Source organism: Micromonospora sp. 050-3, from assembly GCF_046549335.1.
In the GTDB taxonomy this organism is placed as follows: Bacteria; Actinomycetota; Actinomycetes; order Mycobacteriales; family Micromonosporaceae; genus Micromonospora; species Micromonospora trifolii.
Genome location: NZ_JAJPVX010000001.1, coordinates 336,471 through 359,084 on the forward strand (window position 1 = coordinate 336,471; position 22,614 = coordinate 359,084).

20 protein-coding genes are annotated in these 22,614 nt (G+C 73.4%); 15 read left to right on the plus strand and 5 right to left on the minus strand.

Annotated elements, in window-relative coordinates; all coding sequences use genetic code 11:
* Window positions 1-13: 13 nt before the first annotated feature.
* A complete protein-coding gene (locus ACLJOK_RS01650; RefSeq protein WP_410815679.1) occupies window positions 14-979 on the plus strand; it encodes a hypothetical protein in 966 nt (321 codons plus the stop codon).
* A gap of 9 nt (window positions 980-988) precedes the next feature.
* Here ACLJOK_RS01650 and ACLJOK_RS01655 read toward each other — a convergent pair whose 3' ends face one another.
* Window positions 989-1,486, minus strand: a complete 498-nt coding sequence (locus tag ACLJOK_RS01655; RefSeq protein WP_410815680.1) for an NUDIX hydrolase — start codon at window positions 1,484-1,486, stop codon at window positions 989-991.
* Window positions 1,487-1,661: 175 nt separating this feature from the next.
* On the opposite strand from ACLJOK_RS01655, the gene ACLJOK_RS01660 reads away from it, so the two are divergent.
* The 4 genes from ACLJOK_RS01660 (at window position 1,662) to npdG (ending at window position 5,108) form a co-directional block, all read left to right on the plus strand.
* Window positions 1,662-1,865, plus strand: a complete 204-nt coding sequence (locus tag ACLJOK_RS01660; protein ID WP_030330129.1) for a hypothetical protein — start codon at window positions 1,662-1,664, stop codon at window positions 1,863-1,865.
* 83 nt (window positions 1,866-1,948) lie between these two features.
* Complete coding sequence (locus ACLJOK_RS01665) at window positions 1,949-2,782, plus strand: histone (RefSeq protein ID WP_410815681.1); 834 nt, start codon at window positions 1,949-1,951, stop codon at window positions 2,780-2,782.
* Between the two features lie 80 nt (window positions 2,783-2,862).
* Window positions 2,863-4,293 carry an RNB domain-containing ribonuclease gene (locus ACLJOK_RS01670; protein WP_410815682.1) on the plus strand — a complete coding sequence of 477 codons (1,431 nt, stop codon included), beginning with the start codon at window positions 2,863-2,865 and terminating at the stop codon, window positions 4,291-4,293.
* 116 nt (window positions 4,294-4,409) lie between these two features.
* Window positions 4,410-5,108: an NADPH-dependent F420 reductase gene (gene npdG / locus ACLJOK_RS01675; protein WP_410815683.1), complete on the plus strand. Its 699-nt coding sequence runs from the start codon at window positions 4,410-4,412 to the stop codon at window positions 5,106-5,108.
* Window positions 5,109-5,210: 102 nt separating this feature from the next.
* Here the strand turns inward: npdG and panB are convergent, their stop codons facing one another.
* Together panB and ACLJOK_RS01685 are read right to left on the minus strand one after the other, a co-directional pair.
* The gene (panB, locus tag ACLJOK_RS01680; protein WP_410815685.1) at window positions 5,211-6,056 is read right to left on the minus strand and encodes a 3-methyl-2-oxobutanoate hydroxymethyltransferase; all 846 of its coding nucleotides are present in this window, start codon (window positions 6,054-6,056) and stop codon (window positions 5,211-5,213) included.
* 210 nt (window positions 6,057-6,266) lie between these two features.
* Complete coding sequence (locus tag ACLJOK_RS01685; protein WP_410815687.1) at window positions 6,267-8,024, minus strand: NAD+ synthase; 1,758 nt, start codon at window positions 8,022-8,024, stop codon at window positions 6,267-6,269.
* Window positions 8,025-8,308: 284 nt separating this feature from the next.
* Here ACLJOK_RS01685 and glnA point away from each other — a divergent pair, with 284 nt between their 5' ends.
* The 4 genes from glnA to ACLJOK_RS01705 all read left to right on the plus strand — a co-directional run bounded on the left by glnA (window position 8,309) and on the right by ACLJOK_RS01705 (window position 11,513).
* Window positions 8,309-9,658: a type I glutamate--ammonia ligase gene (glnA, locus tag ACLJOK_RS01690; RefSeq protein WP_238680543.1), complete on the plus strand. Its 1,350-nt coding sequence runs from the start codon at window positions 8,309-8,311 to the stop codon at window positions 9,656-9,658.
* An 89-nt stretch (window positions 9,659-9,747) separates the two neighbouring features.
* Window positions 9,748-10,173: a DUF350 domain-containing protein gene (locus tag ACLJOK_RS01695; RefSeq protein ID WP_210787425.1), complete on the plus strand. Its 426-nt coding sequence runs from the start codon at window positions 9,748-9,750 to the stop codon at window positions 10,171-10,173.
* 114 nt (window positions 10,174-10,287) lie between these two features.
* Entirely contained in the window at window positions 10,288-10,980 is a 693-nt protein-coding gene (locus ACLJOK_RS01700) for a helix-turn-helix transcriptional regulator (protein ID WP_410815688.1), read from the plus strand.
* A gap of 149 nt (window positions 10,981-11,129) precedes the next feature.
* Window positions 11,130-11,513: a VOC family protein gene (locus ACLJOK_RS01705; RefSeq protein WP_410815690.1), complete on the plus strand. Its 384-nt coding sequence runs from the start codon at window positions 11,130-11,132 to the stop codon at window positions 11,511-11,513.
* Window positions 11,514-11,691: 178 nt separating this feature from the next.
* Here the strand turns inward: ACLJOK_RS01705 and ACLJOK_RS01710 are convergent, their stop codons facing one another.
* Complete coding sequence (locus ACLJOK_RS01710) at window positions 11,692-12,162, minus strand: hypothetical protein (RefSeq protein WP_410819201.1); 471 nt, start codon at window positions 12,160-12,162, stop codon at window positions 11,692-11,694.
* Window positions 12,163-12,343: 181 nt separating this feature from the next.
* Here ACLJOK_RS01710 and ACLJOK_RS01715 point away from each other — a divergent pair, with 181 nt between their 5' ends.
* Window positions 12,344-13,228: a virginiamycin B lyase gene (locus ACLJOK_RS01715; protein ID WP_410815692.1), complete on the plus strand. Its 885-nt coding sequence runs from the start codon at window positions 12,344-12,346 to the stop codon at window positions 13,226-13,228.
* Here ACLJOK_RS01715 and ACLJOK_RS01720 read toward each other — a convergent pair.
* Window positions 13,225-14,160 (minus strand): LD-carboxypeptidase, encoded by a 936-nt coding sequence (locus ACLJOK_RS01720; RefSeq protein WP_410815693.1) that lies wholly within the window; start codon window positions 14,158-14,160, stop codon window positions 13,225-13,227. The genes ACLJOK_RS01715 and ACLJOK_RS01720 overlap by 4 nt on opposite strands.
* 113 nt (window positions 14,161-14,273) lie before the next feature.
* Between ACLJOK_RS01720 and ACLJOK_RS01725 the strand changes: the two genes are divergently transcribed.
* From ACLJOK_RS01725 to mptB (ACLJOK_RS01745), 5 genes are read left to right on the plus strand one after another with little or no spacing between them, the layout of a single operon-like run.
* The gene (locus ACLJOK_RS01725; protein ID WP_410815694.1) at window positions 14,274-15,041 is read left to right on the plus strand and encodes a type 1 glutamine amidotransferase; all 768 of its coding nucleotides are present in this window, start codon (window positions 14,274-14,276) and stop codon (window positions 15,039-15,041) included.
* Window positions 15,041-18,064, plus strand: coding sequence for a bifunctional [glutamine synthetase] adenylyltransferase/[glutamine synthetase]-adenylyl-L-tyrosine phosphorylase (locus ACLJOK_RS01730; protein WP_410815695.1), 3,024 nt, complete (start codon window positions 15,041-15,043; stop codon window positions 18,062-18,064). The genes ACLJOK_RS01725 and ACLJOK_RS01730 overlap by 1 nt, the downstream gene beginning before the upstream one ends.
* A complete protein-coding gene (locus ACLJOK_RS01735; protein ID WP_410815697.1) occupies window positions 18,057-19,670 on the plus strand; it encodes a hypothetical protein in 1,614 nt (537 codons plus the stop codon). The genes ACLJOK_RS01730 and ACLJOK_RS01735 overlap by 8 nt, the downstream gene beginning before the upstream one ends.
* A 49-nt stretch (window positions 19,671-19,719) precedes the next feature.
* The gene (gene mptB, locus ACLJOK_RS01740) at window positions 19,720-21,120 is read left to right on the plus strand and encodes a polyprenol phosphomannose-dependent alpha 1,6 mannosyltransferase MptB (RefSeq protein ID WP_410815699.1); all 1,401 of its coding nucleotides are present in this window, start codon (window positions 19,720-19,722) and stop codon (window positions 21,118-21,120) included.
* Window positions 21,121-21,134: 14 nt separating this feature from the next.
* The gene (mptB, locus tag ACLJOK_RS01745; RefSeq protein ID WP_410815700.1) at window positions 21,135-22,610 is read left to right on the plus strand and encodes a polyprenol phosphomannose-dependent alpha 1,6 mannosyltransferase MptB; all 1,476 of its coding nucleotides are present in this window, start codon (window positions 21,135-21,137) and stop codon (window positions 22,608-22,610) included.
* Window positions 22,611-22,614 lie beyond the last annotated feature (4 nt).

The following is a 22,614-nucleotide window of genomic DNA, read 5'->3' on the forward strand; positions in this document are numbered from 1 at the left end:
CCGGAGCGCCGGCATGGTGACCCGCCGGATCGCCGAGCTGTTGCTGGAGTTGGCCGCGCGCCGCTGGCCAACCGACGCCCGCGACGACCTGCGCCGCGAATGGGGCGCCGAGCTGCACGTCCTCGCCGAGAATGGTCGCTGGACGAAGATGGTCGGCTTCGCCATGAGCCTGGCCGTCAGCCGGGCCGGCGCCCCGCTCGTCGACCGCAGCATGATGCACCGGCGGGCCCGCCGTACCGCCGCCGCCCTGCTGCTGTCCCCAATCGCCTGCATCGTGATCGTGGTCGGCAGCGTGCTGGCCATGAATCTCGTCTATACCTGGCTGAGCATGTGGGTGAGCTGGTCGACGCGTGTGCAACTGCCGCTCTGGTCGACGCTCACGGCTGGGTTCGCGGCGCTCCTGGCGGTGTTCGCGGCGCGTTGGGCGCGGTACAACGCGCTCGACGGCCCGTTGCGCATCGCACTCGGCCTGGTGCTCCCCGTCGGCGTGGCCGTCACCCTGGTCCTGTACCTCACCGACGCCGACAACCTGGCCCGCGCCGCACCCGGAGTGCTGTTCTGGTTGGCCAGCCTGACGCTGGTCCTCTGGGCCGCGGCGAGCCTCGCCGCCCGAGACCGCGTCCGCGCGGCCTGGTGGGTGGGCATCCTCGGCGCGCTCGTCGCCGCTGACCTCGCGGTGATCCTCCTCGTGGTCGACACCATCCCCGGTGGCACCGGCGTCCTCTCCGCCGACGGAATGCCGGCCGACACCGTCGACCGGATCTCCGCGCCGCTGTGGCTGCTCGCCTGCTGGACCGACTGGAACTTCGGCCTGCCCCGGCCCACCCCGTGGGAGATGTTCCTCATCACCGATCAGGCGCTGGTGGAATCCATGCTTTACCTGGCGTGCACGCCCTACGCGCTCGCCTACGCCATTCGGGCGGCCCGCTCGGCGCCGACCGCACCTGTTGTCCTCGCGGAGACGCCGTCGTCGGTCTGACAGCGCAGCTCAGTCGGGCACGTCGTCCCACGTCGTACCCGGCTCCAGGTAACCGGCCAGTTGGTTCTCGCGCAGCGCGTACGCGATGACCAGCAGGGCGTGCTTGTCCAGCTCGGGCAGCCGGTCCAGCGGGAACCACCGCACGGCCAGCGACTCGTCGTCGTTGACCCGGGCGGTGCCGGCCACCAGCCGGCACAGGAACCCCAGGTTCAGGTATTCGCAGCGGTCCCCATTCGGGTACGTGTGCGGGTGCGACACGGCGCTGGACATCCGTACCGGGGCGACGACCAGGCCCGTCTCCTCGCGTACCTCGCGGACCAGCGCGGTGGCCGGCTGCTCGCCCGGCTCGACGAAACCGCTGATCACCGACCAGCGCCCGTCGTCGGAGCGCTGGCCGAGCAGCAGCTCACCGGCGTCGTTGCGGACCACAGCGCTGACGCTCGGCAGCCAGAGCAGGTCGTGGCCGACGTGCTTGCGCAAACCCACTATGTAGTCCGGTGTCGCCATCCGGCGATCATAGATGTGCCCAACAGTGAGGCTCACCTGCGCATCTTCTGAAGTTCCAGTCCCACACGTTTCGCCATTTCGGCCCGACGAACGCAATGCATATCTACTGTGGAGATCGTCGGCGACTTGTGCGATCCGGTGGCGGCCGGCCGGATCGCGGTGCACAGTGATTCCCATGAGCGACAGCGAACGTGGTGGGCAGTTCTACTGGTGCACCCGGCATCACCGGGTCGAGACGGACGCCAACGTGTGTCCGGCGAAGCACGTTCTCGGCCCGTACGACTCGGCGGCCGACGCGGAGAACGCCCTGCAACGAGTGCAGGAGCGGAACGAGGCGTGGGATGCCGAGGACGCTCGTTGGGCCGGGGACGACAGATAGGCGGCGCGGGACGGCTCGCGCCGAGGTATTTCGTGCTCCGCGAGGACGCACGCGAGAGCACGTCCCCCGAGGAGGGAACCACGATGGCCGAAGCACAGCAGGCCACCAAGCGCCCGGCCGCCCGACGCACCACCGCGAAGAAGACTGCCGCGGCGGAGCGGAACACGGCGGCGAGCCGGACCACCCCCGTGCGCAAGTCCACAGCGGCTGCCGCGAAGGCACCGGCCCGCAAGGCCGCCGGCGGGGCGGGCCGCGCCCCGGCCAAGAAGACCACCACGGCGGCCACGAAGGCCCCCGCGAAGAAGGCCACGACCAAGACCACCGCCGCGGCCAAGAAGGCCCCCGCGAAGGCCTCGACCACCACCCGCAAGACAACCACCGCCGCCAAGCGGGCCCCGGCGTCGACCGCGCGCAAGACCACCACCGCCGCGAAGAAGACCACCGGTACGGCGAAGAAGACGGTGAGCGCGGCGAAGAAGACCACCGCCTCGGCAACGAGGAAGACCACCACCGCGGCGAAGGCCCCGGCGCGCAAGACCACCACCGCCGCCAAGGCCCCGGCGCGCAAGACCACCACCGCGGCGAAGGCCCCGGCGCGGAAGGTGGCGACCAAGGCGTCCGCCGCCAAGAAGACAGCGACGAAGAAGACGGCAGCGGCGAAGAAGACCGCGTCGACCCGCCCCAGCGGCGGCGCGCGCAAGGCGCCGGCCAAGAAGGCCCCGGCCGCGAAGGCGACGGGTACCTCGTCGACCACCGCCCGCAAGGCAGCGGCGAAGAAGGCCCCGGCGAAGAAGACCGTCGCGGCCAAGGCACCGGCCCGCAAGGTGACCGCCCGCAAGTCTCCGGCCCGCCCGGTCGCCGCCCGGGCCACCGCCCCCAGGGGGGCCCGCAGCGCCGCCCGCAAGGCGACCGGCTGAGCGCGGACCATCCCCTCGCCCGGCGGATTTTCGGCCGGTCACCGGAAGCGGATCACTCGTGGCGCTGTCAGGATTGACCCGTGGTCATCCGACGCGTACTCGCGCCCCGCATCGACTTCGGCGCGTTGCGCCGCGAGCTCGGCCTGCCCGAGGAGTTTCCGGCCGACGCCCAACGTGAAGCCGACGAGGCGGCTGCGGCACCGCCGCAGCCGCCCGTGGACAGCACCGACATTCCGTTCGTCACTGTCGACCCCGCCAGCTCGCGGGACCTGGACCAGGCGATGCACCTCAGCCGCCGCCCGGGTGGGGGCTACCGGGTGCGGTACGCGATCGCCGACGTCGCCGCGCACGTCACCCCCGGTGGGGCGTTGGAGGCGGAGACGTGGCGGCGGGGGCAGACCATCTACCTGCCCGACGGGAACGTGCCGCTGCACCCGCACACCCTCAGCGAGGGTGCCGCCAGCCTGCTGCCCGACGACGACCGGGCCGCGGTGGTCTGGACCATCGACCTGGACGCCGACGGCGGCACCGTGGCCGTCGAGCTGGCACGCGCCCTGGTCCGCAGCCGCGCCAAGCTCGACTACACAGGGGTGCAGGCGGCAGCCGAGGCCGGGCGGCTACCCGACCCGATCGCGCTGCTGCCGGAGATCGGCGACCGGCTGACCGCGCGTGGGCTGCGGCGCGGCGCCATCAACCTTCCGCTGCCCGAGCAGGATCTGGAGCCCGACGGTGAGGGCTGGCGGCTGGTGCTGCGCGCGCCGGTGCCGATGGAGGAGCACAACGCGCAGATCTCCCTGCTGACCGGGATGGCCGCCGCCGACATCATGCTGGCCGGCCGTGTGGGCCTGCTGCGGACGATGCCGGCGCCCAAGCCGGAGGCGGTGCAGCGACTGCGGGCCGCCGCCGCCGCGCTGGGCGTGCACTGGCCGGACGACGTGGGCCCGGGGCAGGTCATCGCCGGTCTGGACGCCGCCCAGCCGCGCGCCGCCGCGTTCATCGACCAGGCGGCCGAGCTGATGCGCGGTGCCGCATACACCGCCTTCGACGGGGAGCTGCCGGAGCAGCCGGAACATGGTGGCGTGGCGGCCGCGTACGCCCACGTGACGGCGCCGTTGCGCCGACTGGCCGACCGGTACGCCACCGAGGTCTGCCTGGCCCTGCACGCGGGCCAGCCGGTGCCCGACTGGGCCCGCGCCGCGCTGCCCCGGTTGCCCGAGGTGATGGCGAACACCGACCGGGTCGCCTCGGCGGCCGCTCGTGGCGCCGTCGAGTTGGCCGAGGCGGCGGTGCTGGAGCACCGGGTGGGCGAGACCTTCGACGCGGCAGTCCTCGACGTCGACGCACCGCCCAACGGCAAGTCCCGGCCCCGACCTCCCGGTGGCACCGTCGCGCTGGACGCACCGCCCGTACGCGCCCGCTGCCTCGGCCAACTGCCGCTCGGCGAACGGGTCCGGGTCCGCCTGGTCACCGCCGACCCGGCGGCCCGTACCGTCCTGTTCGAGCTGGCCTGACCGGGCCCGCCGGCCCTGGCCCTGTTCTCGCCCGCTGGCGCGGTCGTCCACGGCAGCGGGGATTCTCACAGTGCTCGGCGCTGCTGACGGACCGGGCGGTTTGCGAGGATGAGGCCATGGCATACGACGCGAGCACGCTGCCCGACGTGTCCGGGCTGACGGTCGGCATCATCGGCGGCACCGGCGACCAGGGGCGGGGCCTCGCCTACCGGTTCGCGCGGGCCGGCCAGACGGTGCTGATCGGATCCCGCTCGGCTGAGCGGGCCGCCGAGTCCGCGGCCGAGATCGCCGCCCTGCCCGGGGTGCCGGCCGGCGGCAGCGTCACCGGCGCGGCCAACGACGAGGTGGCCCGACGCAGCGACGTGGTGATCATCGCGGTGCCGTGGGACGGGCACGCCGCCACCGTCGCCGCCCTCGCCGAGCCGCTCGCCGGCCGGATCGTCGTCGACTGCGTCAACCCGCTCGGCTTCGACAAGCAGGGCCCCTACGCGCTGACCGTCCCCGAGGGCAGCGCCGTGCAGCAGGCCGCCGCGCTGCTGCCCGACTCCCGGGTCTGCGCCGCGTTCAACCACGTCAGCGCTCCGCTGCTGGCCGACCCGGAGGTCGACCGGATCGACCTGGACGTGCTGATCTGCACCGAGGACCGCGAGCTGGTCGACATCGTCGGCGCGCTCGCCGCCCGGATCCCCGGCATGCGGGGCATCTACGCCGGCCGGTTGCGCAACGCCCACCAGATCGAGGCGTTCACCGCCAACCTGATCGCCATCAACAAGCGCTACAAGGCGCACGCCGGCATCCGCGTCACCGACCTCTGACCCGAGCGGCGTGATCCACACCGGTTCCATGAAATCGCGGTGTCCCGGCGTCCGGGACACCGCGATCTCGGCACAGCCGAGTGGATCACGCCGTGCTCGGCCCTAGAAGGTGTGTTCGGCGGCGGGGAACTCGCCGTCGCGGACCTCGTCGGCGAAACGGCGGGTGGCGTCGGTGAGAGCGCCGGCCAGATCCGCGTACCGCTTGACGAAACGGGGCGCCTTGCCGGTCCGCAGCCCGGCCATGTCCTGCCAGACCAGCACCTGCGCGTCGGTGTCCGGGCCCGCGCCGATGCCCACAGTGGGGATCGGCAGCTCGTGGGTGATCCGCTTGGCCACCTCGCCGGGCACCATCTCCAACACCACGGCGAACGCGCCCGCCTCCGTGACCGCCCGCGCGTCGGCCAGCACCTCGTCGGCGGCGTCGCCGCGACCCTGCACGCGGTAGCCGCCCAGGGTGTGCTCGCTCTGCGGGGTGAAGCCGATGTGCGCCATCACCGGAATGCCGGCGCCGACGATCGCGGCGATCTGTGCGGCGTTGCGGCGGCCACCCTCCAGCTTCACCGCGTGACAGCCACCCTCCTTCATGAACCGGACGGCGGTGCGCAGCGCCTGGGCCGGGCCCTCCTCGTACGAGCCGAACGGCAGGTCACCGACGATCAGCGCCTGCCGGGTCGCGCGTACCACGGCCCGGACCAGCGGAAGCAGCTCGTCGGCGGTGATCGGCAGGGTGGTCTCGTAGCCGAACACGTTGTTCGCGGCCGAGTCGCCGACCAGCAGCACCGGAACACCGGCCTGGTCGAAGATCGACGCTGTGTACTGGTCGTACGAGGTGAGCATCGGCCAACGCTCGCCGCGCTCCTTGGCGGCCATCAGGTCGCGGGTACGGACCCGTCGGGTGGCCGGGCCGCCGTACAACGCGGTCACCTCGTTCGGAGTGGACTCCACCATCTCTGTCTCCCTTCCTCGAGGCCGCCTGCGCGGTCCCCGGGTTCCGTCGCGATCGTCGCACCGTGAGGCGGGCTGACGGCAGGGCCCAGTGCAAGATGTCACTCCACCAGCGCGGGGCCGCCCGGGAGGCCACCGGAGGACCGCGCCGCGAGGGCACCGCGCGGCGGCGCCGGGCCGCGCCACCGACCCGGCACCCCCAAGGGGTACGGCTCAGCCGTGCTCGCGCCACCGGCTGGTGATCGGCAGACGGCGGTCCCGGCCGAAGGCCTTCATGGAGATCTTCGTGCCCGGCGCCGACTGCCGTCGCTTGTACTCGGCGGTATCCACCAGCCGCAGCACCTTGTCCACGATCGCCGGGTCGTGACCCGACTCGATCAGCCCGTCGCGGCCGAGGTCGCCGTCGACGTAGCCGATCAGGATCGGGTCCAGGACGTCGTAGTCGGGCAGGCTGTCGCTGTCGAGCTGGCCCGGGCTCAGCTCGGCGCTCGGCGGCTTGCCGATCGAGTTCTCCGGGATCGGGGCGGTCTGGCCGCGCCGCGCCGCGTCCCTGTTGCGCCACTTCGCTAGCCGCCAGATCAGCGTCTTCCAGACGTCCTTGACCGGGTTGAAGCCGCCCACCGAGTCGCCGTACAGGGTGGAGTAGCCGACCGCCAGCTCGCTCTTGTTGCCGGTGGTCAGCACCAGGTGGCCCTCCTGGTTCGACAGCGCCATCAGGATCACGCCACGGACCCGGGCCTGGAGGTTCTCCACGGCCACGCCGGACAGCGACAGGTTGGCCAGGAAGCCGTCGACCATCGGCTGGATCGGCTCGACGCGGTAGTCCAGGCCGGTGCGCTTGGCCAGGTCGGCGGCGTCCTCCCGGGAGTGCTCCGAGGAGTGCTGGCTGGGCAGCGACACCCCGACCACCCGGTCCGGCCCGAGCGCGTCCACGGCGAGCGCCGCCACCACCGCCGAGTCGATGCCGCCGGAGAGACCGAGCACCACCGACGGGAACCGGTTCTTGTTGACGTAGTCGCGCAGACCCAGCACCAGCGCCTGCCACACCTCGGCCTCGTCGGCCACCGGCTCGATCAGCCCGCCGGTGGCGGCCGGGCCGGACGGCGTGGGCGGAATGCCGTCCAGCGTGCTGTGCACGATCCGCATGCCGTCGGCCAGCGTCTCGGTGGTCGGCGGGGTGGCGGCGGCCGGCAACTCGATGTCGTGCACGAGCAGGTGCTCGACGAACTGCGGGGCCCGGGTGAGCAGCTCACCGTCGGCGCTCACGATCATCGAGTCGCCCTCGAAGACCAGCTCGTCCTGGCCGCCGGTCATGTTGACGTACGCGATGGCGGCCCCCGCCTCGGCGGCCCGGCGGCGGACCAGCGGCAGCCGGATGTCGTCCTTGTTCAGCTCGTACGGCGAGCCGTTGATGTTGACGACCAGGCCGACGCCGGCCCTCCGGGCGGCGGCGAAAGGACCGCCGGCCTGCCACAGGTCCTCGCAGATCGTCAGCGCGACGTCCACGCCGCCGATCCGGACCACTGTCAGCGCGTCACCGGAGACGAAGTACCGGTCCTCGTCGAAGACCCCGTAGTTGGGCAGGTGGTGCTTGAAGTAGCGGGCGGCCACGACGCCCCGGTGCAGCAGCGCGGCGGCGTTGCGGGCACCCCGGCCCGGCTCGGCGTCCCCGCTGACCTGCGGCGGGCCGTCGGCGTCCAGGTAGCCGACCACGACCGGCAACTCGCCGAGACCGTCGGCGGCCAGGTCGGCGGCCAGCCGCTCCACGGCGGCCCGGGACGCGGCGACGAAGGAGCGCCGGAAGACGAGGTCCTCGACCGGGTAGCCGGTCAGCATCATCTCCGGGAAGAGCACCAACTGGGCACCAGCATCGGCGGCCTGGCGAGTCCAGCTGCGGACCAGGTCGGCGTTTCCGGCGAGGTCGCCGACGCTCGGGTTGACCTGGGACAGGGCGAGACGCAGGGTGGGCATGCCTTCATCTTGCCTCAGCCTCCGCGCGGCAATCCGTACCCTCGGACGAGATTGCCGCCACCTGCCGCGACGGGTGCCCGCGAGGGCGTGGCGGCAGGAGCTCGGCCGTCGTGGCGGCGGACGCGGCGGCACGGCGGGGGCCCTCGCTCGCCGGGCGGGACACGAGGGGACGGCCGGCGGCAGTTCGCGTAACGTCTGCGTAACCAGGCCCGGGAACACTGGGCGATCAGGTCGGGTACAGCCCGGCCAAGGCGGACAAAAGAGTGTCGCGAGGGGTTGGGGAAGTGGACCGTCAGCAGGAGTTCGTCCTCCGCACGCTGGAAGAGCGGGACATCCGGTTCGTCCGGCTGTGGTTCACCGACGTTCTGGGCACGCTCAAGAGCGTTTCGGTGGCACCCGCCGAGCTCGAGGCGGCCTTCGAGGAAGGCATCGGCTTCGACGGCTCGGCGATCGAGGGCTTCGCCCGGGTCTTCGAATCGGACATGGTGGCCATGCCCGACCCGACCACCTTCCAGGTCTTCCCCTTCGAAGGCGGGGTCAGCGGCGAGAGCGCCCGGATGTTCTGCGACATCCTGCTGCCCGACGGCGGCCCGTCCTGGGCAGACCCCCGGCACGTGCTGCGCCGCGCGCTGTCGAAGGCAGCCGAGAAGGGCTTTACCTTCTACACCCACCCCGAGATCGAGTTCTTCCTGCTCGAGAATGGTCCGCAGGACGGCTCGGTGCCCATCCCGGTCGACACCGGCGGCTACTTCGAGCACACCACCCACGCCGTCGCCCGGGACTTCCGCCGTCAGGGTGTGCTCGCGCTGGAACGGATCGGCATCTCGGTGGAGTTCAGCCACCACGAGGTCGCCCCCGGCCAGCAGGAGATCGACCTGCGTTACGCCGACGCGCTGACCACCGCCGACAACATCATGACCTTCCGGCACGTGGTCAAGGAGGTCGCGCTCTCCACCGGTGTGCAGGCCAGCTTCATGCCGAAGCCCTTCACCGACCAGCCGGGCAGCGGGATGCACACCCACCTGTCGCTGTTCGAGGGGGAGCGCAACGCCTTCCACGACAGCGGCGACCCGATGAAGCTGTCCAAGGTGGCGAAGTCCTTCATCGCCGGTCTGCTGGTGCACGCCCGGGAGTACACGGCGGTCACCAACCAGTGGGTCAACTCGTACAAGCGGCTCTTCCCGCAGCACCTGCCAGACCGGATCACCGAGAGCCCGGCGTACGTCTGCTGGGGTCACCTCAACCGGTCCGCGCTGGTCCGGGTGCCCGCTTACGGCAAGCCCAACTCCGCCCGGGTCGAGGTCCGCTCGTTGGACTCGGCGGCCAACCCGTACCTCGCCTTTGCGGTGCTGCTCGGCGCCGGCCTGAAGGGCATCGAGGAGGGGTACGAGCTGCCGCCCGGCGCCGAGGACGACGTCTGGTCGCTGACCAGCGCGGAGCGACGCGCCATGGGCTACGAGGCGCTTCCGGAGAACCTTGCCGAGGCGATCGACGTGATGGCCGGCTCCGAACTGGTCGCCGAGGTGCTCGGCGAGCACGTCTTCGACTTCTTCCTGCGCAACAAGCGGGCCGAGTGGGAGCAGTACCGCCGCGAGGTCACCCCGTACGAGCGGCAGCGCTACCTGGCGCTGTAGACGCAGGGGCTGACGCCGTTGCGCGCTGCCGCTATCGTCTCGATCACCGCGCCGGTACCCCTCCGGGCGGAGAGTCGGGAGGCAAGTCGGTGCTGGAGGATCTGTTCAGCGGTGCCTGGCAGAGCGTCGTGTTCGGGCTCGTCGGCGTCGGCCTCATGGCCGCCGGCTTCGGGCTCGTCGACCTGCTCACCCCGGGCCGGCTGCGAGACCTGATCTGGGTCGAGCGCAACGCCAATGCGGGGTTGCTGCTCGCCGCCAACCAGCTCGGCATCGCCGGGATCGTCTTCACAGCGATCCTGACCAGCTACAGCGACTTCGGCAAGGGGCTCGCCTCCACCGTGGTCTTCGGGCTGGTCGGGTTGGCGATCATGGCGTTGGCCTTCGTGGTGCTGGACCTGCTCACCCCCGGCAAGCTCGGCGAGGTCATCTGCTCGCCCGAGCCGCACCCGGCCGCCCGGGTCAGCGCCGCCACCCACTTCGGGGCCGCGCTGATCGTCTGCGCCTGCATCGCCTGAGGCGACTGCCCGCGTCGCCGTGCGGGCGGTCGTCCGCGTCGGCTGTGGCGGCCCTCCGCCTCGCCGTGCGGGCGGTCGCCGGCGGCGTCGTACCCCGGCCGTAGCGTGCCGGGTATGAACCGCACGGATCGCCTCTACGCGCTGGTCGAGGAGCTGCGGGCGGTGTCACCACGGCCTCGCAGCGCCCGCTGGCTGGCCGCGCGCTTCGAGGTGAGCAGCCGGACCATCGAACGGGACCTCGGCGCGTTGCAGGAGGCCGGGGTGCCGATCTGGGCCGAGCCCGGGCGCACCGGCGGCTACGTCCTGGACCGCGCCCGCACCCTGCCGCCGGTCAACCTGACGCCCGCCGAGGCGGTGGCGATGGCCGTGGCGCTGCACCGGCTCGCCGGCTCGCCGTTCGCCGGGCCAGCCACCACCGCGCTGCGCAAGCTGGTGGCGGTGCTGCCGGCCGCCGACGCCGCCGAGGCGCATCGCCTCGCCGGCCGGGTGCACCTGATCGGCGACGGGCCGGCCACACCCGTCCCGGCCACCGTCGCCGACGCGGTGGCCGCGCGGCGCGTGCTGCGCATCCGGTACGCCGACCGCGCCGGCGCCGACTCGACCCGTGACGTCGAGCCGCTCGGCTACCTCGGCAACGCCCGACACTGGTACCTGGTCGCCTGGTGCCGTCTGCGCGACGAGCTGCGGTGCTTCCGCACCGACCGGATCCGGAGCGTCTGGGCGCTGCCCGATGTGGTGCTCCGGGAACTACGCCTGACGGACCTCGACATCCCGCACGAGCGGGTCCGCCAGCTGAGCCTGGTCTGAAACGCGTCCGCAGCGCGGCCGGCCCGGGTGTCGTCGTGAAAACCCCGCTGGGTGATCCGGAAACACCGACAGGACGCTGTCGCCAACGGCCCCGAAACTGCTTCAGACGACGGCCGAACGGCCGGCACGGAAAATTCTGGAGGCAGTAGATGTCCAGGTCCACGACGCCCATCACCTGGTTCGAGATCGGCACCGACCGGCCCGAGGACGCGGAGCGGTTCTACGGAGAGCTGTTCGGCTGGACCTTCGAGGAGCAGGGCTCGACCAGCGGCGGGTCCTACCGCGTGACCGGGGCCGGTGGCGACACCGGCATCGGCGGGGCGATCCGGGCGACCGACGGGACGTCGCCGAACTACGCGGTGTTCTACGCCGAAGTCGCCGACGTGGCAGAGACCTGCCGGCAGGCCGAAGCGGCCGGCGGCCGGGTGCTGGTGCCAGCGCGTACGGCACCGAGCGGTCTCACGCTGGCCCACCTGCTTGACCCGGCCGGCAACCACCTGGGCGTGTTCACGCCCCCGCCCCCGCAGTCCTGACCCCTCCAGCGCTGTGGCGACGAGATCGACTCGGTTTTCATGATGTCGGGGTGTCCGAGTGCGTCGAGTACCGCGACTTCACGGAACCCGAGTGGATCAAGCCGCGAGCGCGGCACCGGCCGGGGCGTGGCGAGGCCGGCCCCGGTAGGCAGTGCCTGCCGGGGCCGGGCCCGTCGGACTACTTGCCGGGCGTACCTGCGCCGTGGTGGCCGCCCGGGCCACGGTGGCCACCGGTGCCGGGGAAGACGCCGGCCTCGACGGCCTTGGTGATGGCGTCGGCCTGCTCCTGGGTGAGCTTGCCGTCCTTGACCGCCTGGTCCAGGCGCTGCTTGAGCGCGGCCTGCCGGTCCTCGGCGGACGGGCGCTGCGGGCGGTCGGCCGGCCGGTGCTGCTCGCGGACCTTCTCCAGTGCGGCGGTCACCTTGTCGGTGGGCACGCCCAGCTCCTTGGCGAGCGCCTCGGCGAACTCGCCCTGCCGGTCGGCCTTCGCGCCCTGAACCGTGCCCGGAGCCGGGGCGGTGCTGGCGCTCGGTGTCGGCGTGGGAGTGTCGGCGGCGAACGCGATCGTCGGGGCCGCGATCCCGACGCCGAGGACGCCGGCGGTGGCCAGACCGGCCAGCAGGTGCTTCCTACGGATGGTGCGGGACATGCTGTCCTCCAGAGGTTCGGTCATCCTGCGCTGTCGTCACCGACAGTGACCGGGCAGTCTGGGCGGAAGCCGTGGCGACCCTGTCAGCGAGCTGACAATCAAGGCGCTGGCGAAATCGGGTTGTGTCGTCGCTGGCCGAGCGGTCAGGGTGGACGATCCACCGACGGAAGGACACCGCGGAATGACCGTCGAGATTCGGGAGATTCCACTCGTCGAGCCGGACGCGGGGCCGTACGGCATCACGCCTGGCCCGGACGGCGCGCTCTGGCTGACGTTGGCCCATGCCGGCGGCATCGCCCGGCTGTCGCCCGACGGCGAGGTCCGGACCTACCCGCTGGATCCGGCCGGCGGTCGCCCGTTGATCATCACGGCCGGACCGGACGGGGCGCTCTGGTTCACCCGCTCCGGGGACGACCGGATCGGTCGGATCACCGTCGAGGGCGAGCAGCGCGCCATCGCCCTGCCGGCCGGCACCGGGCCGGGCGGCATCGCGGTTGGGCCTGATGGCGCGCTCTGGTACGCCGGGATGACCTCCGACACGATCGGCCGGGTGGAGACCGACGGCACCCACAGCGCATTCCCGCTGCCGGTGAGCGGCGGATTCGCCTCGATGATCACCGCTGGCGCGGACCAGGCTCTCTGGTTCACCCTCAACCAGGCGAACGCGATCGGCCGGATCGACCTCGACGGCCGGGTGACGCTCCACCCGTTACCCACACTGAAGGCAGGTCCGGTCGGCATCACCCTGGGCGTCGACGGCGTCATCTGGTTCGTGGAGATCGCCGCCGGTCAGCTCGGTCGGATCGACCCGGATGGCGAGATCGTCGAGTTCCCGCTGCCGGACCGGGCGGCCCGCCCGCACGCGATCGTGGCCGACCCGGACGGCGGCGCGTGGTTCACCGAGTGGGGTGCCAACCGGATCGGTCACCTCGACCCCACCGGGCGGATCGAGGGCCACGCCCTGCCCACCCCCAACGCCGAACCGCACGGCATCACCCGCACCCCCACCGGCATCTGGGCCGCCCTGGAAATCGGCGCAGTAGCCCACCTGACCCCACCCGGTTAGTGGACTGCGGGGGTTGCGGTGAGGGTGGCGGCGGTGGTGTCGAGGGTGGCGGTTGTTCCTACCGGGACTGTGAGCTGGTTGGGGCCGTGGCCGATGGGGAGGCCGCCGAGGACCGGAACGCCCAGGTCGCCCAGGCGTTCGGTGAGTACGTCGACGATGGTGGTGTCCCAGCCGTCGCCGCAGTCGGTGAACTGCCCGACCGCCACCCCGGCCAGTCCGTCGAGCACGCCGGCCCGGCGCAGGTGGGTGAGCATCCGGTCGACCTTGTACGGGGGTTCCTGCACGTCCTCGATCAACAGCACCGCACCGGTCAGGTCGGGCAGGTCCGGAGTGCCGATCGACGCGGCGATCATGCACAGGTTGCCGCCGAGCAGGGTGCCGGTGGCGCGACCCGGGACGCGTACGCCGAAGGTCTCCTCGGTGGGGACCGCGGTGATCGACACCGGTTCGGTAGTCATCAGCGCCGCGTGCAGGGACTCGGCGGAGCGCAGCGGCGTCCGCTCGTCGCGCCAGGCCGCCCCGGGGCCGTGCACCCCGGCCAGGCGGGCGCCCCGCCACAGTGCGAACTGCAATGCGGTGATGTCCGAGAAGCCGGCCACCACCTTCGGGTCACGGCGGACGGCGGCCATGTCGATGGCGTCCACGATCCGTTGGGCGCCGTAGCCGCCCCGGGTGCAGATCACCCCGCGCACCTGAGGGTCGGCGAAGGCCGCGTTCAGGTCGGCGGCGCGCAGGTCGTCGGTGCCGGCGAGGTAGCCGTGGCGGGCGTACGCGTTCGGCGCCGGCACCGGGCGCAGGCCCCAGCCGGTGAGCAGCTCCATGCCCCGGGCCACCCGCTCCGGCGAGGTCGGCCCGGACGGCGACACCAGCAGCACCGTGTCACCCGGGCGCAGCACGGGCGGGCGTACGACGGCGGTGTCCTCGCTGATCACAACCGCAGAGCCTAATCACCTCGCAGTGGCCGGGACCCGCGCACGGGCGGCGGGAGGCCGCGCAGCCCGTGCCGGGGCGTGGTGCCGTGCGACGTACCGGCTAGCCTCGACCTGTGGCAACCGCGCTGGTGATCGAGAACGACCCGACGGACGACGCGCGCCGGCTGGGTGAGTGGCTGACCGAGGCTGGGCTGGAGCTGTGGGTGGTGCGCCCGCACGCCGGCGACGAACTCCCCGCCGACCTGGAGGGGTACGCGGCGCTGGTGGTGCTCGGCGGCGACCAACAGGCGTACCCGTTGCCGGACGGTTCTCCCGGCGCAGAGTGGTTTCCGGCAGTGGAGGGCCTGCTGCGCAAGGCGGTCCGGTACCGGGTGCCGACCCTGGCGGTCTGCCTGGGCGCGCAGCTGCTCGCCACCGCGCACGCCGGGTTGGTGGAGCGCAGCCCGTCCGGGCCGGAGATCGGCCCCGGCGTGGTCGGCCGGCGGGACGCCGCCGAGAACGACCCGTTGTTCCGGTACGTGCCGTTGATCCCGGACGTGCTCCAGTGGCACTCCGACGAGATCACCGAGCTGCCTCGGGGCGCGACCCTGCTGGCCGCCTCCACCCGCTATCCGCATCAGGCGTTCCGCCTCGGCGACCGGGCGTGGGGGTTGCAGTTCCACATCGAGTGCGACGCCGCGATGATCGCCGACTGGGCCACCGACTCGACCCAACTCGCCGAGCTGGGCTACGACCCGGAGTTGGTGGTCGCGGCCTGCGCCTCGGTGCTGCCCGACGTCGAGGAGGTCTGGCAACCGTTCGCCGCCCGGTTCGCCGCGCTGGCCCTCGGCGAGTTGGACGACAGCACGATGCGGCGCGGCCTGCCGCTGCTCGGGCACTGATGGGCCGGCCGACCAGGGCACCGGGCCGGCTCGCCAGGTACGGCTTCGGCACCGCCGAAGGCGACGGCGGCGCGCGCGCCGCGGACCTGCTCGGCCCCGAGGGGCTGCGGCTGTGGCAGCCGGCCGAGCAGGAGCCGGTCGACGAGGGCGCTGCGGAGCTGCTCGCCGGGCTGTCCCGGGCCGCCGACCCGGACCTGGCGCTGCGCCAACTGCACCGCATCGTGGAGGCCGAGGGCCGCGCCACCACCGAAGGCACCGCCGAATCGCCGCTGCTCGCTGACGTGCACGCCGATCCCGGGCTACGGCGGCGACTGATCGCGGTGCTCGGCGCGTCGGCGGCGCTCGGTGATCACCTGGTGGCCCACCCCGAGCACTACCAGGCGCTGCGGACCGCCCCGGACGGGCTCGCCCCGATCGCCGAGGGGCGGCTGGAGCCGGCCGACGGCGGCAACGCGGTGGCCGCGCTGCGGACCGCGTACCGCCTGGCGTTGCTGCGGATCGCGGCGGCCGACCTGACCGGCGGTCGCGGCCTGGAGCAGACGATGGCCGCGCTCTCCGCGTTGGCCGACGCGACGCTGTCCGCGGCGTACGAGATCGCGGTCGCGGAGCTGGCGGAGGGGACCGAGCGGCCCCGGCTCGCGGTCGTGGCGATGGGCAAGTGCGGCGGCGGCGAGCTGAACTACGTCTCCGACGTGGACGTCATCTTCGTCGCCGCCGAGGACGCCGACCTGTCCGCCGCGACACTGGTGGCGACCCGGTTGATTTACATCTGCGGGCTGGTCGCCTGGCCGGTGGACGCCGCGCTTCGCCCCGAGGGCAGCCGGGGCCCACTGGTGCGGACCCTCGCCAGCCACCTGGCCTACTACCGGCGGTGGGCGCGCACCTGGGAGTTCCAGGCGCTGCTCAAGGCCCGCCCGGCCGCCGGCGACCTGCCGCTGGCCCAGGAGTGGATCGACCAGCTCGCGCCGCTGGTCTGGCGGGCGGCCGAGCGGCCCGAGGCGGTCGAGGACGTTCGCGCCATGCGCCGCCGGATCATCGACCACATCCCGCCGAAGGAGCTGGAGCGCGAGATCAAGCGTGGTCCCGGTGGGCTGCGCGACATCGAGTTCGCCGTCCAGTTGCTGCAACTTGTGCACGGTCGCGGCGACGAGACGCTGCGCCCGCCCGGCACCATCCCGGCGCTGCGCGCGCTCGTCGCCGGCGGCTACGTCGGTCGGGCCGACGGCGAGGCCCTGTTGCGCGGCTACCGCTTCCTGCGCAGCGTCGAGCACCGGCTGCAACTCCAGGGCCTGCGTCGTACGCACACAGTGCCCGCCGATCCGGGCGCGCTGCGCTGGCTCGCCGCCGCGCTGGGTTTCACGGCCGCGCCGGGGCGCAGCGCCGTGGAGAGCTTCCGGGCCGAGTGGGTCACCCACGCCACCGAGGTACGCCGACTGCACGCCAAACTGCTCTACCGGCCGCTGCTGGAGTCGGTCGCCCGGGTGCCGGCCGACGGGTTGCGGCTCACCCCGGAGGCAGCCCGGAACCGCCTGGAGATCCTCGGGTTCGCCGACCCGGCCGGGGCGTTGCGCCACCTCCAGGCGCTCACCGGCGGGGTGAGCCGCACGGCGGCCATCCAGCGCACGTTGCTGCCGGTGCTGCTCAGCGAGTTCGCCGACGCGCCGGAGCCGGACCGGGGGCTGCTCAACTACCGCAAGGTCTCCGACAAGCTGGGCAGCACGCCCTGGTATTTGCGGCTGCTGCGCGACGGCGGCCCGGTCGCCCGTCGGCTGGCCCGGGTGCTCGCGCTGTCCCGGTACGTCGCCGACCTGCTCGCCCGCGACCCGGAGGCGCTGCGGCTGCTGGCCGAGGAGAACGAGCTGGCGCCACGCCCGCCCGAGGTGCTGCGGGAGGGGTTCCTGGCGGCGGCGGCCCGGCACACCGACCCGGTCGAGGCCACCAGCGCGGTGCGCGCGCTGCGACGTCGCGAGCTGGTCCGGGTGGCCTGCGCCGACGTGCTGTGCCGGGCCGGCGCGCTCGCGCCCAGCCCCACCCGGGCGGACGGCGCGAACCGTCCTGCCCGCGGGCTGTCCGACATCACCGCTGTCGGTACGGCGCTCGCCGACGTCACCGACGCCACGCTGGCCGCCGCGCTGCGGGCCGCCCAGGCCAGCCAGCCGGCACCAGCGGGGCTGCGGTTCGCGGTGATCGGCATGGGCCGGCTCGGCGGGTACGAGTCGAACTACCTCTCCGACGCCGACGTGCTCTTCGTCTACGACCCGCCGCCGGGCACCAGCGAGAGCGCCGCCAGCGCCGCCGCGCACGCCGTCGCCGAGGAGCTGCGCCGACTGCTCGGCGTACCCGCCCCCGACCCGCCGCTGGGCGTCGACGCCGACCTTCGACCGGAGGGCCGCCAGGGTCCGCTGGTACGCAGCCTCGCCGCGTACGCGCAGTACTACGCCCGCTGGTCGCGGGTGTGGGAGGCGCAGGCTCTGCTGCGCGCCCGGTTCGTCTGCGGCGACGCCGAGCTGGGCGCCGAGTTCGAGGCGATGATCGAGCCGGTGCGCTACCCGGCCGACGGGCTGACCCGCGAGCAGGTCGTCGAGATCCGGCGGATCAAGGCCCGGGTGGAAACCGAACGGCTGCCCCGTGGCGCCGACCCGGCCACCCACACCAAGCTGGGTCGCGGTGGGCTCGCCGACGTGGAGTGGGCTGTGCAGCTCGTCCAGCTCCGGCACGCCGGCGCGAATCCGGCACTGCGCGGCACGCGTACCCTCGACGTCCTCGCGGCGGCCGAGCGGGCCGGCCTGATCGACAGCACGGACGCCGCGGAGATGGCCGCCGGTTGGGCCCTGGCCGCGCAGGTCCGCAACGCGTTGATGCTGGTCCGGGGCCGGGCCGGCGACCAGTTGCCCCGGCACGGGGTGGAGTTGGCCGGGGTGGCCCGGCTGCTCGGCCGCGACGACCCGGGGGAGTTCCTCGACGAGTACCTGCGCACCGGCCGCCGCTCCCGCGCCGCGGCCGAACGGGTCCTCGATGCCTGACGCGTCGCCGCGCCCAACCGGGCTACGCATCGCGGGCACGGCGACCGGGGCCGCTGTGGTGCTCGCCGTCGCGTTCCTCCTCGCGCCGCCGATGGGCACCGACCTCGCTGCCCAGGTGGCCCGTGCCGGGTTCACCGAGCGGTACGGGGCCGCGCCGGTCGACTTCGGCTGGTACGGCGGCGTCAACCAGTACGGCTACAGCCTCTTCACGGCCCGGTTGGGCGCGCTGATCGGGGTGCGTCCGCTGGGCGCGGTCGCCGCCGTGGTCGGCGCGGCCGCGCTGGGATGGCTGTTCACCCGCAACCGGGCCCGCCGACCGCTGCTGGCCGGCGTCCTCGGCGCTGTGGTGCTGTTCGGCAACCTGGCGAGCGGTCGGATCACCTTCGCTGTCGGGCTGGCGTTCGGGCTGCTGGCGCTCTGCGCGGTCAGCGCGGAATGCCCACCGCGCTGGCTCCGGTTGACGCTCGCCGCCGGCTGCGCCGCCCTGGCGACGGCGGCGAGCCCGGTCGCCGGCCTGTTCACCGGGCTGGCAGGCGCGGCGCTGCTGCTGGGCGCCCTGCGAACCGGTGACGGGCCGGGCCGCCCGCTGCCCGGAGGCTGGCGAGCCGAACGACCACTGTCCGAGGGGTTCGTCCTGGCCGTGGCGCCCGCCGTCACGCTCGCCCCGATGGCGTTCGTCTTCGGCAACGGCGGCACCCAGCCGTACTCGGCCGAGTCGATGCGCATCAACGTCGCGCTCGCGGTGCTGGTGGCGGTCGTGCTGCCGCGCCGCCGCCGGGTGCTGCGCGTCGGCGCGGTGCTCACCGTGCTGCTGTTGATCGGGGCGTACTACCTGCCCAGCCCGATCGGTTCCAACGCGCTACGACTGCCGATGCTGTTCGCCCTGCCCGTGCTGGCCGGGTACGCCGCGTTGCCGGGGCCGTGGCTGGCCGCGCTGCTCGCCGCGACAGTGTGGTGGCAGTCCCCGGTGATGACGAGCGACGTGACCCGGGCCGGCGCCCCGGAAAGCGCCGAAAGCTTCTACCGACCGCTCGTCGCCGAACTCGACCGGCGGCAGCCGGCCGGGCGGGTCGAGGTGGTGCCGCTACGCGACCACTGGGAGTCCGCGTACCTGCCGCCGACAGTGCCACTGGCCCGGGGCTGGGAACGCCAGGTCGACAGCGACCGCAACGCGCTGTTCTACGACGGCAACCTGAGCGCGCAGACGTACGAGCAGTGGCTACGGCACGAGGCGGTGACCTACGTGGTGCTCGCCCCGGACGCACCCGCCGACCGGTGGGGCCGCGACGAGGCCGCGCTGATCCGCGCCGGCCTGCCGTACCTGCGGGAGGTCTGGCGAGACGCCACCTGGCAGATGTACGCAGTGGTCGATCCGACCCCGCTGGTCGGTGCCCCGGGCCAACTTGTCGCCGCCGACCGCGGTGCGGTCCGGCTGACCGCCACGCCGGGGGACGTGCCGGTCCGGGTGCGCTGGTCGCGCTGGCTCACCTTGAGCGGCCCGGACGGCTGCCTGCGACCGGGCGCGGACGGGTGGACCGAGGTGCGGGTCCGCGCCGCCGGCGACTACTCGATCTCCAGTGGGTTGGCACCGGCGCGCCACTGCTGAGCCGTGCCTGCCGTCGGCCTCCCACCGACGGGCTGGCAGCATGTCCGGCGTGCCCCCCCACCTCGCGCGCTGGACCGGCCTGGCCGGCTCGATGCTGCTCGCGCTCTCCGCTTTCCTCGGCGGCGCGTTCCCCAGCGGCCCCCTGCGCAGCACCCCGGTCAGCATCTGGCAGGGGCCCAACGGCCCGCTGATCCTCGCCGCCTGGGTGGTCGGCACCGGCCTGATGGCGTACGCCTGGTGGGCGTTGCGCGACGGGGGACCCTCGACGCGGTGGGCACTGGTCACCGTCGGGCTCTGGTTGCTGCCGTTGCTGATCGCGCCGCCCTTCGGCAGCCGGGACGTGTACGCGTACACCTGCCAGGGCGCCAGCTTCGTCGGCGGCATCAGCCCGTACGAGCAGGGCGTCTCCGCGCTGCCCTGCCCCTGGCTGGACACCGTCTCGGTCATCTGGCGCGACACCCCGGCGCCGTACGGGCCGCTGTTCGTTCTGATCGCGGGCGCCGTGGTGAAGGTCACCGGTTCGCTGACCGCCAGCATCGTGCTGTTCCGTGCGCTGTCGCTGGTCGGCTTGGTTTTGACCGCCTGGGCCCTGCCGGCGCTGGCGCGTCGGGCCGGTGTGCCGGCGAAGCGGGCGGTGTGGCTGGCGTTGGGTTCCCCGCTGGTCGCCGCGCACCTGATCGGTGGCCCGCACAACGAGGCGCTGATGCTCGCCGCGCTGGTCGGTGGGCTGGCCGTGGTGGCGGTGCACCCGGGCCGGCGCGGAATGCTGCTGGTCGGCGGGTTGCTCCTCGGATTCGCGGTAGCGATCAAGGTGACCGCCGTGGTGGTGGTGCCGTTCGCCGCGCTGGCGGCCACCGCCGGGCCGTACCGGATCCGCACGCTGATCCGCGACGGCGGCTGGGTGGTCGGCGGCACTGTCGCCACAGTGGTCGGCGTGACCGTCGTCGGTGGGCTGGACTTCGGTTGGATCGGCGGGCTGTCCCAGGGTGGCGCCGCCATCGCCTGGACGTCCCCGTCGACAGCTGTGGGCCAGACGGTCGGGTACGTCGCGGCGCTGTTCGGCGGTCACATCGACGCGCTGCCGGTCACCCGCGGGATCGCCGTGGTCCTCCTGGCCGTCCTGCTCGTCTGGCTCTGGTGGCGGGCCCGCACCCGTGACCCGCTGTACCACGCCGGCCTCGCGCTCGCCCTCACCGTCGCGCTCGCCCCCGTCGTGCACCCCTGGTACTGGACCTGGCCGCTGTTCGTGCTGGCGGCCACCGCCCAGCGCACCAGATGGTTCATCGTGGTCGCCCTGGTCGCGTCCTTCCTGGTGCTGCCCGACGGCACCGGGCTGCCCCGGTACACCAAGACGGTCGGGGCGCCGCTGATGACGCTGTTGGTGATCGTGCTGGTCATCCGGTTGGTACGGTCGGCTCGGGCGGCCCGTCAGCCGGTCGCCGCCGATTGAGGGAAGGTGCGCCGGTGACCGCTCCCGGCCCGCCCGTCTCGCCGCCGCCCGTGTCGTTGGCGGCCTCGGGTGCCCGGTACGTCGGTCTGGCCGGCGCGGTCCTGCTCGCCGTGGCCGGATACCTCGGCGGGGCGCTGCCCGATGCCCCGCTGGGCGTGACACCAGCGTCGATCTGGCGAACCCCGGACGGCCCGGCGACGTTGACCTGCTGGCTGATCGGCACCGTCCTGCTGGTCGGGGCGTGGTGGTCGCTGCGCGAGGGTGCGCCGTCGACCCGTTGGGCGTACGTCACCGCCGGGCTGTGGGCGCTACCGCTGCTGCTCGCGCCGCCGCTGGGCAGCCGGGACGTCTACTCGTACGCCTGCCAGGGCTGGACGTACGCGCACGGCGTCGACCCGTACACAGTGGGGGTGGCGGCGGCGGGCTGCCCCTGGCTGGACACGGTGGCCCCGATCTGGCGGGACACCCCGGCACCGTACGGGCCGGTGTTCGTCCTGCTCGCGGCGCTCGCCGTCGGCCTCGGCGGCGGGCTCACCGGCACCATCGTGGCGTTGCGCGTGATCGCCGTGGCGGGGCTGCTGCTGGCCGCGCTCTGCCTGCCCGCTCTGGCGCGGGCGGCCGGGGTGCCGGCCCGGCGGGCCGCCTGGTTGGCGCTGGCCGGTCCGCTGGTCGGCGTACACCTGGTGGCCGGCGCGCACAACGACGCGGTGATGCTGGGCCTGCTGCTGTGTGGCCTGCTGGTCGTGGTCCGTCGACCGGGTCGGCCGGCGGCGCTGCTGCTGGCCGGAGCGCTGCTCGGGCTGGCCGTCACGGTGAAGGCCACCGCCGTGGTGGTGGTGCCGTTCGCCGTGCTGGCCGGGATGCCCGGCCGCTACACCGTACGGGCGTTGCTGCGCCACTGTGGTTGGCTGGTCGGCGGGCTGCTCGCCGCGTTGCTGGTCACCTCGGCGGTGTCCGGCCTCGGCTTCGGCTGGGTGGGCGGGCTGACCCACAGCGGCGACTCCGAGCAGTGGACGTCACCACCCACCGCCGTGGGCTTCGTGGTCGACTACGCCGGCGCGCTGGTCGGCCGGGACCCGCAGGCGGTGCCGTTGGTCCGGGCGGTTGCGCTGCTGCTGCTCGTCGGAGTGCTGGTGGTGCTCTGGTGGCGGGCCTGGCAGACCCTGCGCGGGTCCAACGACGCCGGGCGGGTGGCGCGGGTCGAGACGACGGCGCCCCGAGTGGCGCTGCACGGCGCGGCGTTGGCGCTGGTCGCCACCGTCGTCCTGTCCCCGGTCTTCCACCCCTGGTACGCGACTTGGCCCCTGGCGCTGCTCGCGCTCACCGCCGCCCGTACGACGTGGTTCGTGCTGCCCACCGCGGCGGCAGCCTTCCTCGCCCTGCCCGACGGCACCAACCTGGCCCGCGTCACCAAGGCACCAGGTGCCCTGGCGATGACCGCCCTACTCCTGACCGTGCTCGTGCGCACCCTGCGCCGCTGGCGTCGTTGACCAT

Coding starts and splice junctions, on each gene's coding strand:
- ACLJOK_RS01650 (WP_410815679.1), top strand. CDS start 14: ATGGTGACCCGCCGGATCGCCGAGCTGTTGCTGGAGTTGGCCGCGCGC.
- ACLJOK_RS01655 (WP_410815680.1), bottom strand. CDS start 1,486: ATGGCGACACCGGACTACATAGTGGGTTTGCGCAAGCACGTCGGCCAC.
- ACLJOK_RS01660 (WP_030330129.1), top strand. CDS start 1,662: ATGAGCGACAGCGAACGTGGTGGGCAGTTCTACTGGTGCACCCGGCAT.
- ACLJOK_RS01665 (WP_410815681.1), top strand. CDS start 1,949: ATGGCCGAAGCACAGCAGGCCACCAAGCGCCCGGCCGCCCGACGCACC.
- npdG (WP_410815683.1), top strand. CDS start 4,410: ATGGCATACGACGCGAGCACGCTGCCCGACGTGTCCGGGCTGACGGTC.
- panB (WP_410815685.1), bottom strand. CDS start 6,056: ATGGTGGAGTCCACTCCGAACGAGGTGACCGCGTTGTACGGCGGCCCG.
- ACLJOK_RS01685 (WP_410815687.1), bottom strand. CDS start 8,024: ATGCCCACCCTGCGTCTCGCCCTGTCCCAGGTCAACCCGAGCGTCGGC.
- ACLJOK_RS01700 (WP_410815688.1), top strand. CDS start 10,288: ATGAACCGCACGGATCGCCTCTACGCGCTGGTCGAGGAGCTGCGGGCG.
- ACLJOK_RS01705 (WP_410815690.1), top strand. CDS start 11,130: ATGTCCAGGTCCACGACGCCCATCACCTGGTTCGAGATCGGCACCGAC.
- ACLJOK_RS01710 (WP_410819201.1), bottom strand. CDS start 12,162: ATGTCCCGCACCATCCGTAGGAAGCACCTGCTGGCCGGTCTGGCCACC.
- ACLJOK_RS01715 (WP_410815692.1), top strand. CDS start 12,344: ATGACCGTCGAGATTCGGGAGATTCCACTCGTCGAGCCGGACGCGGGG.
- ACLJOK_RS01730 (WP_410815695.1), top strand. CDS start 15,041: ATGGGCCGGCCGACCAGGGCACCGGGCCGGCTCGCCAGGTACGGCTTC.
- ACLJOK_RS01735 (WP_410815697.1), top strand. CDS start 18,057: ATGCCTGACGCGTCGCCGCGCCCAACCGGGCTACGCATCGCGGGCACG.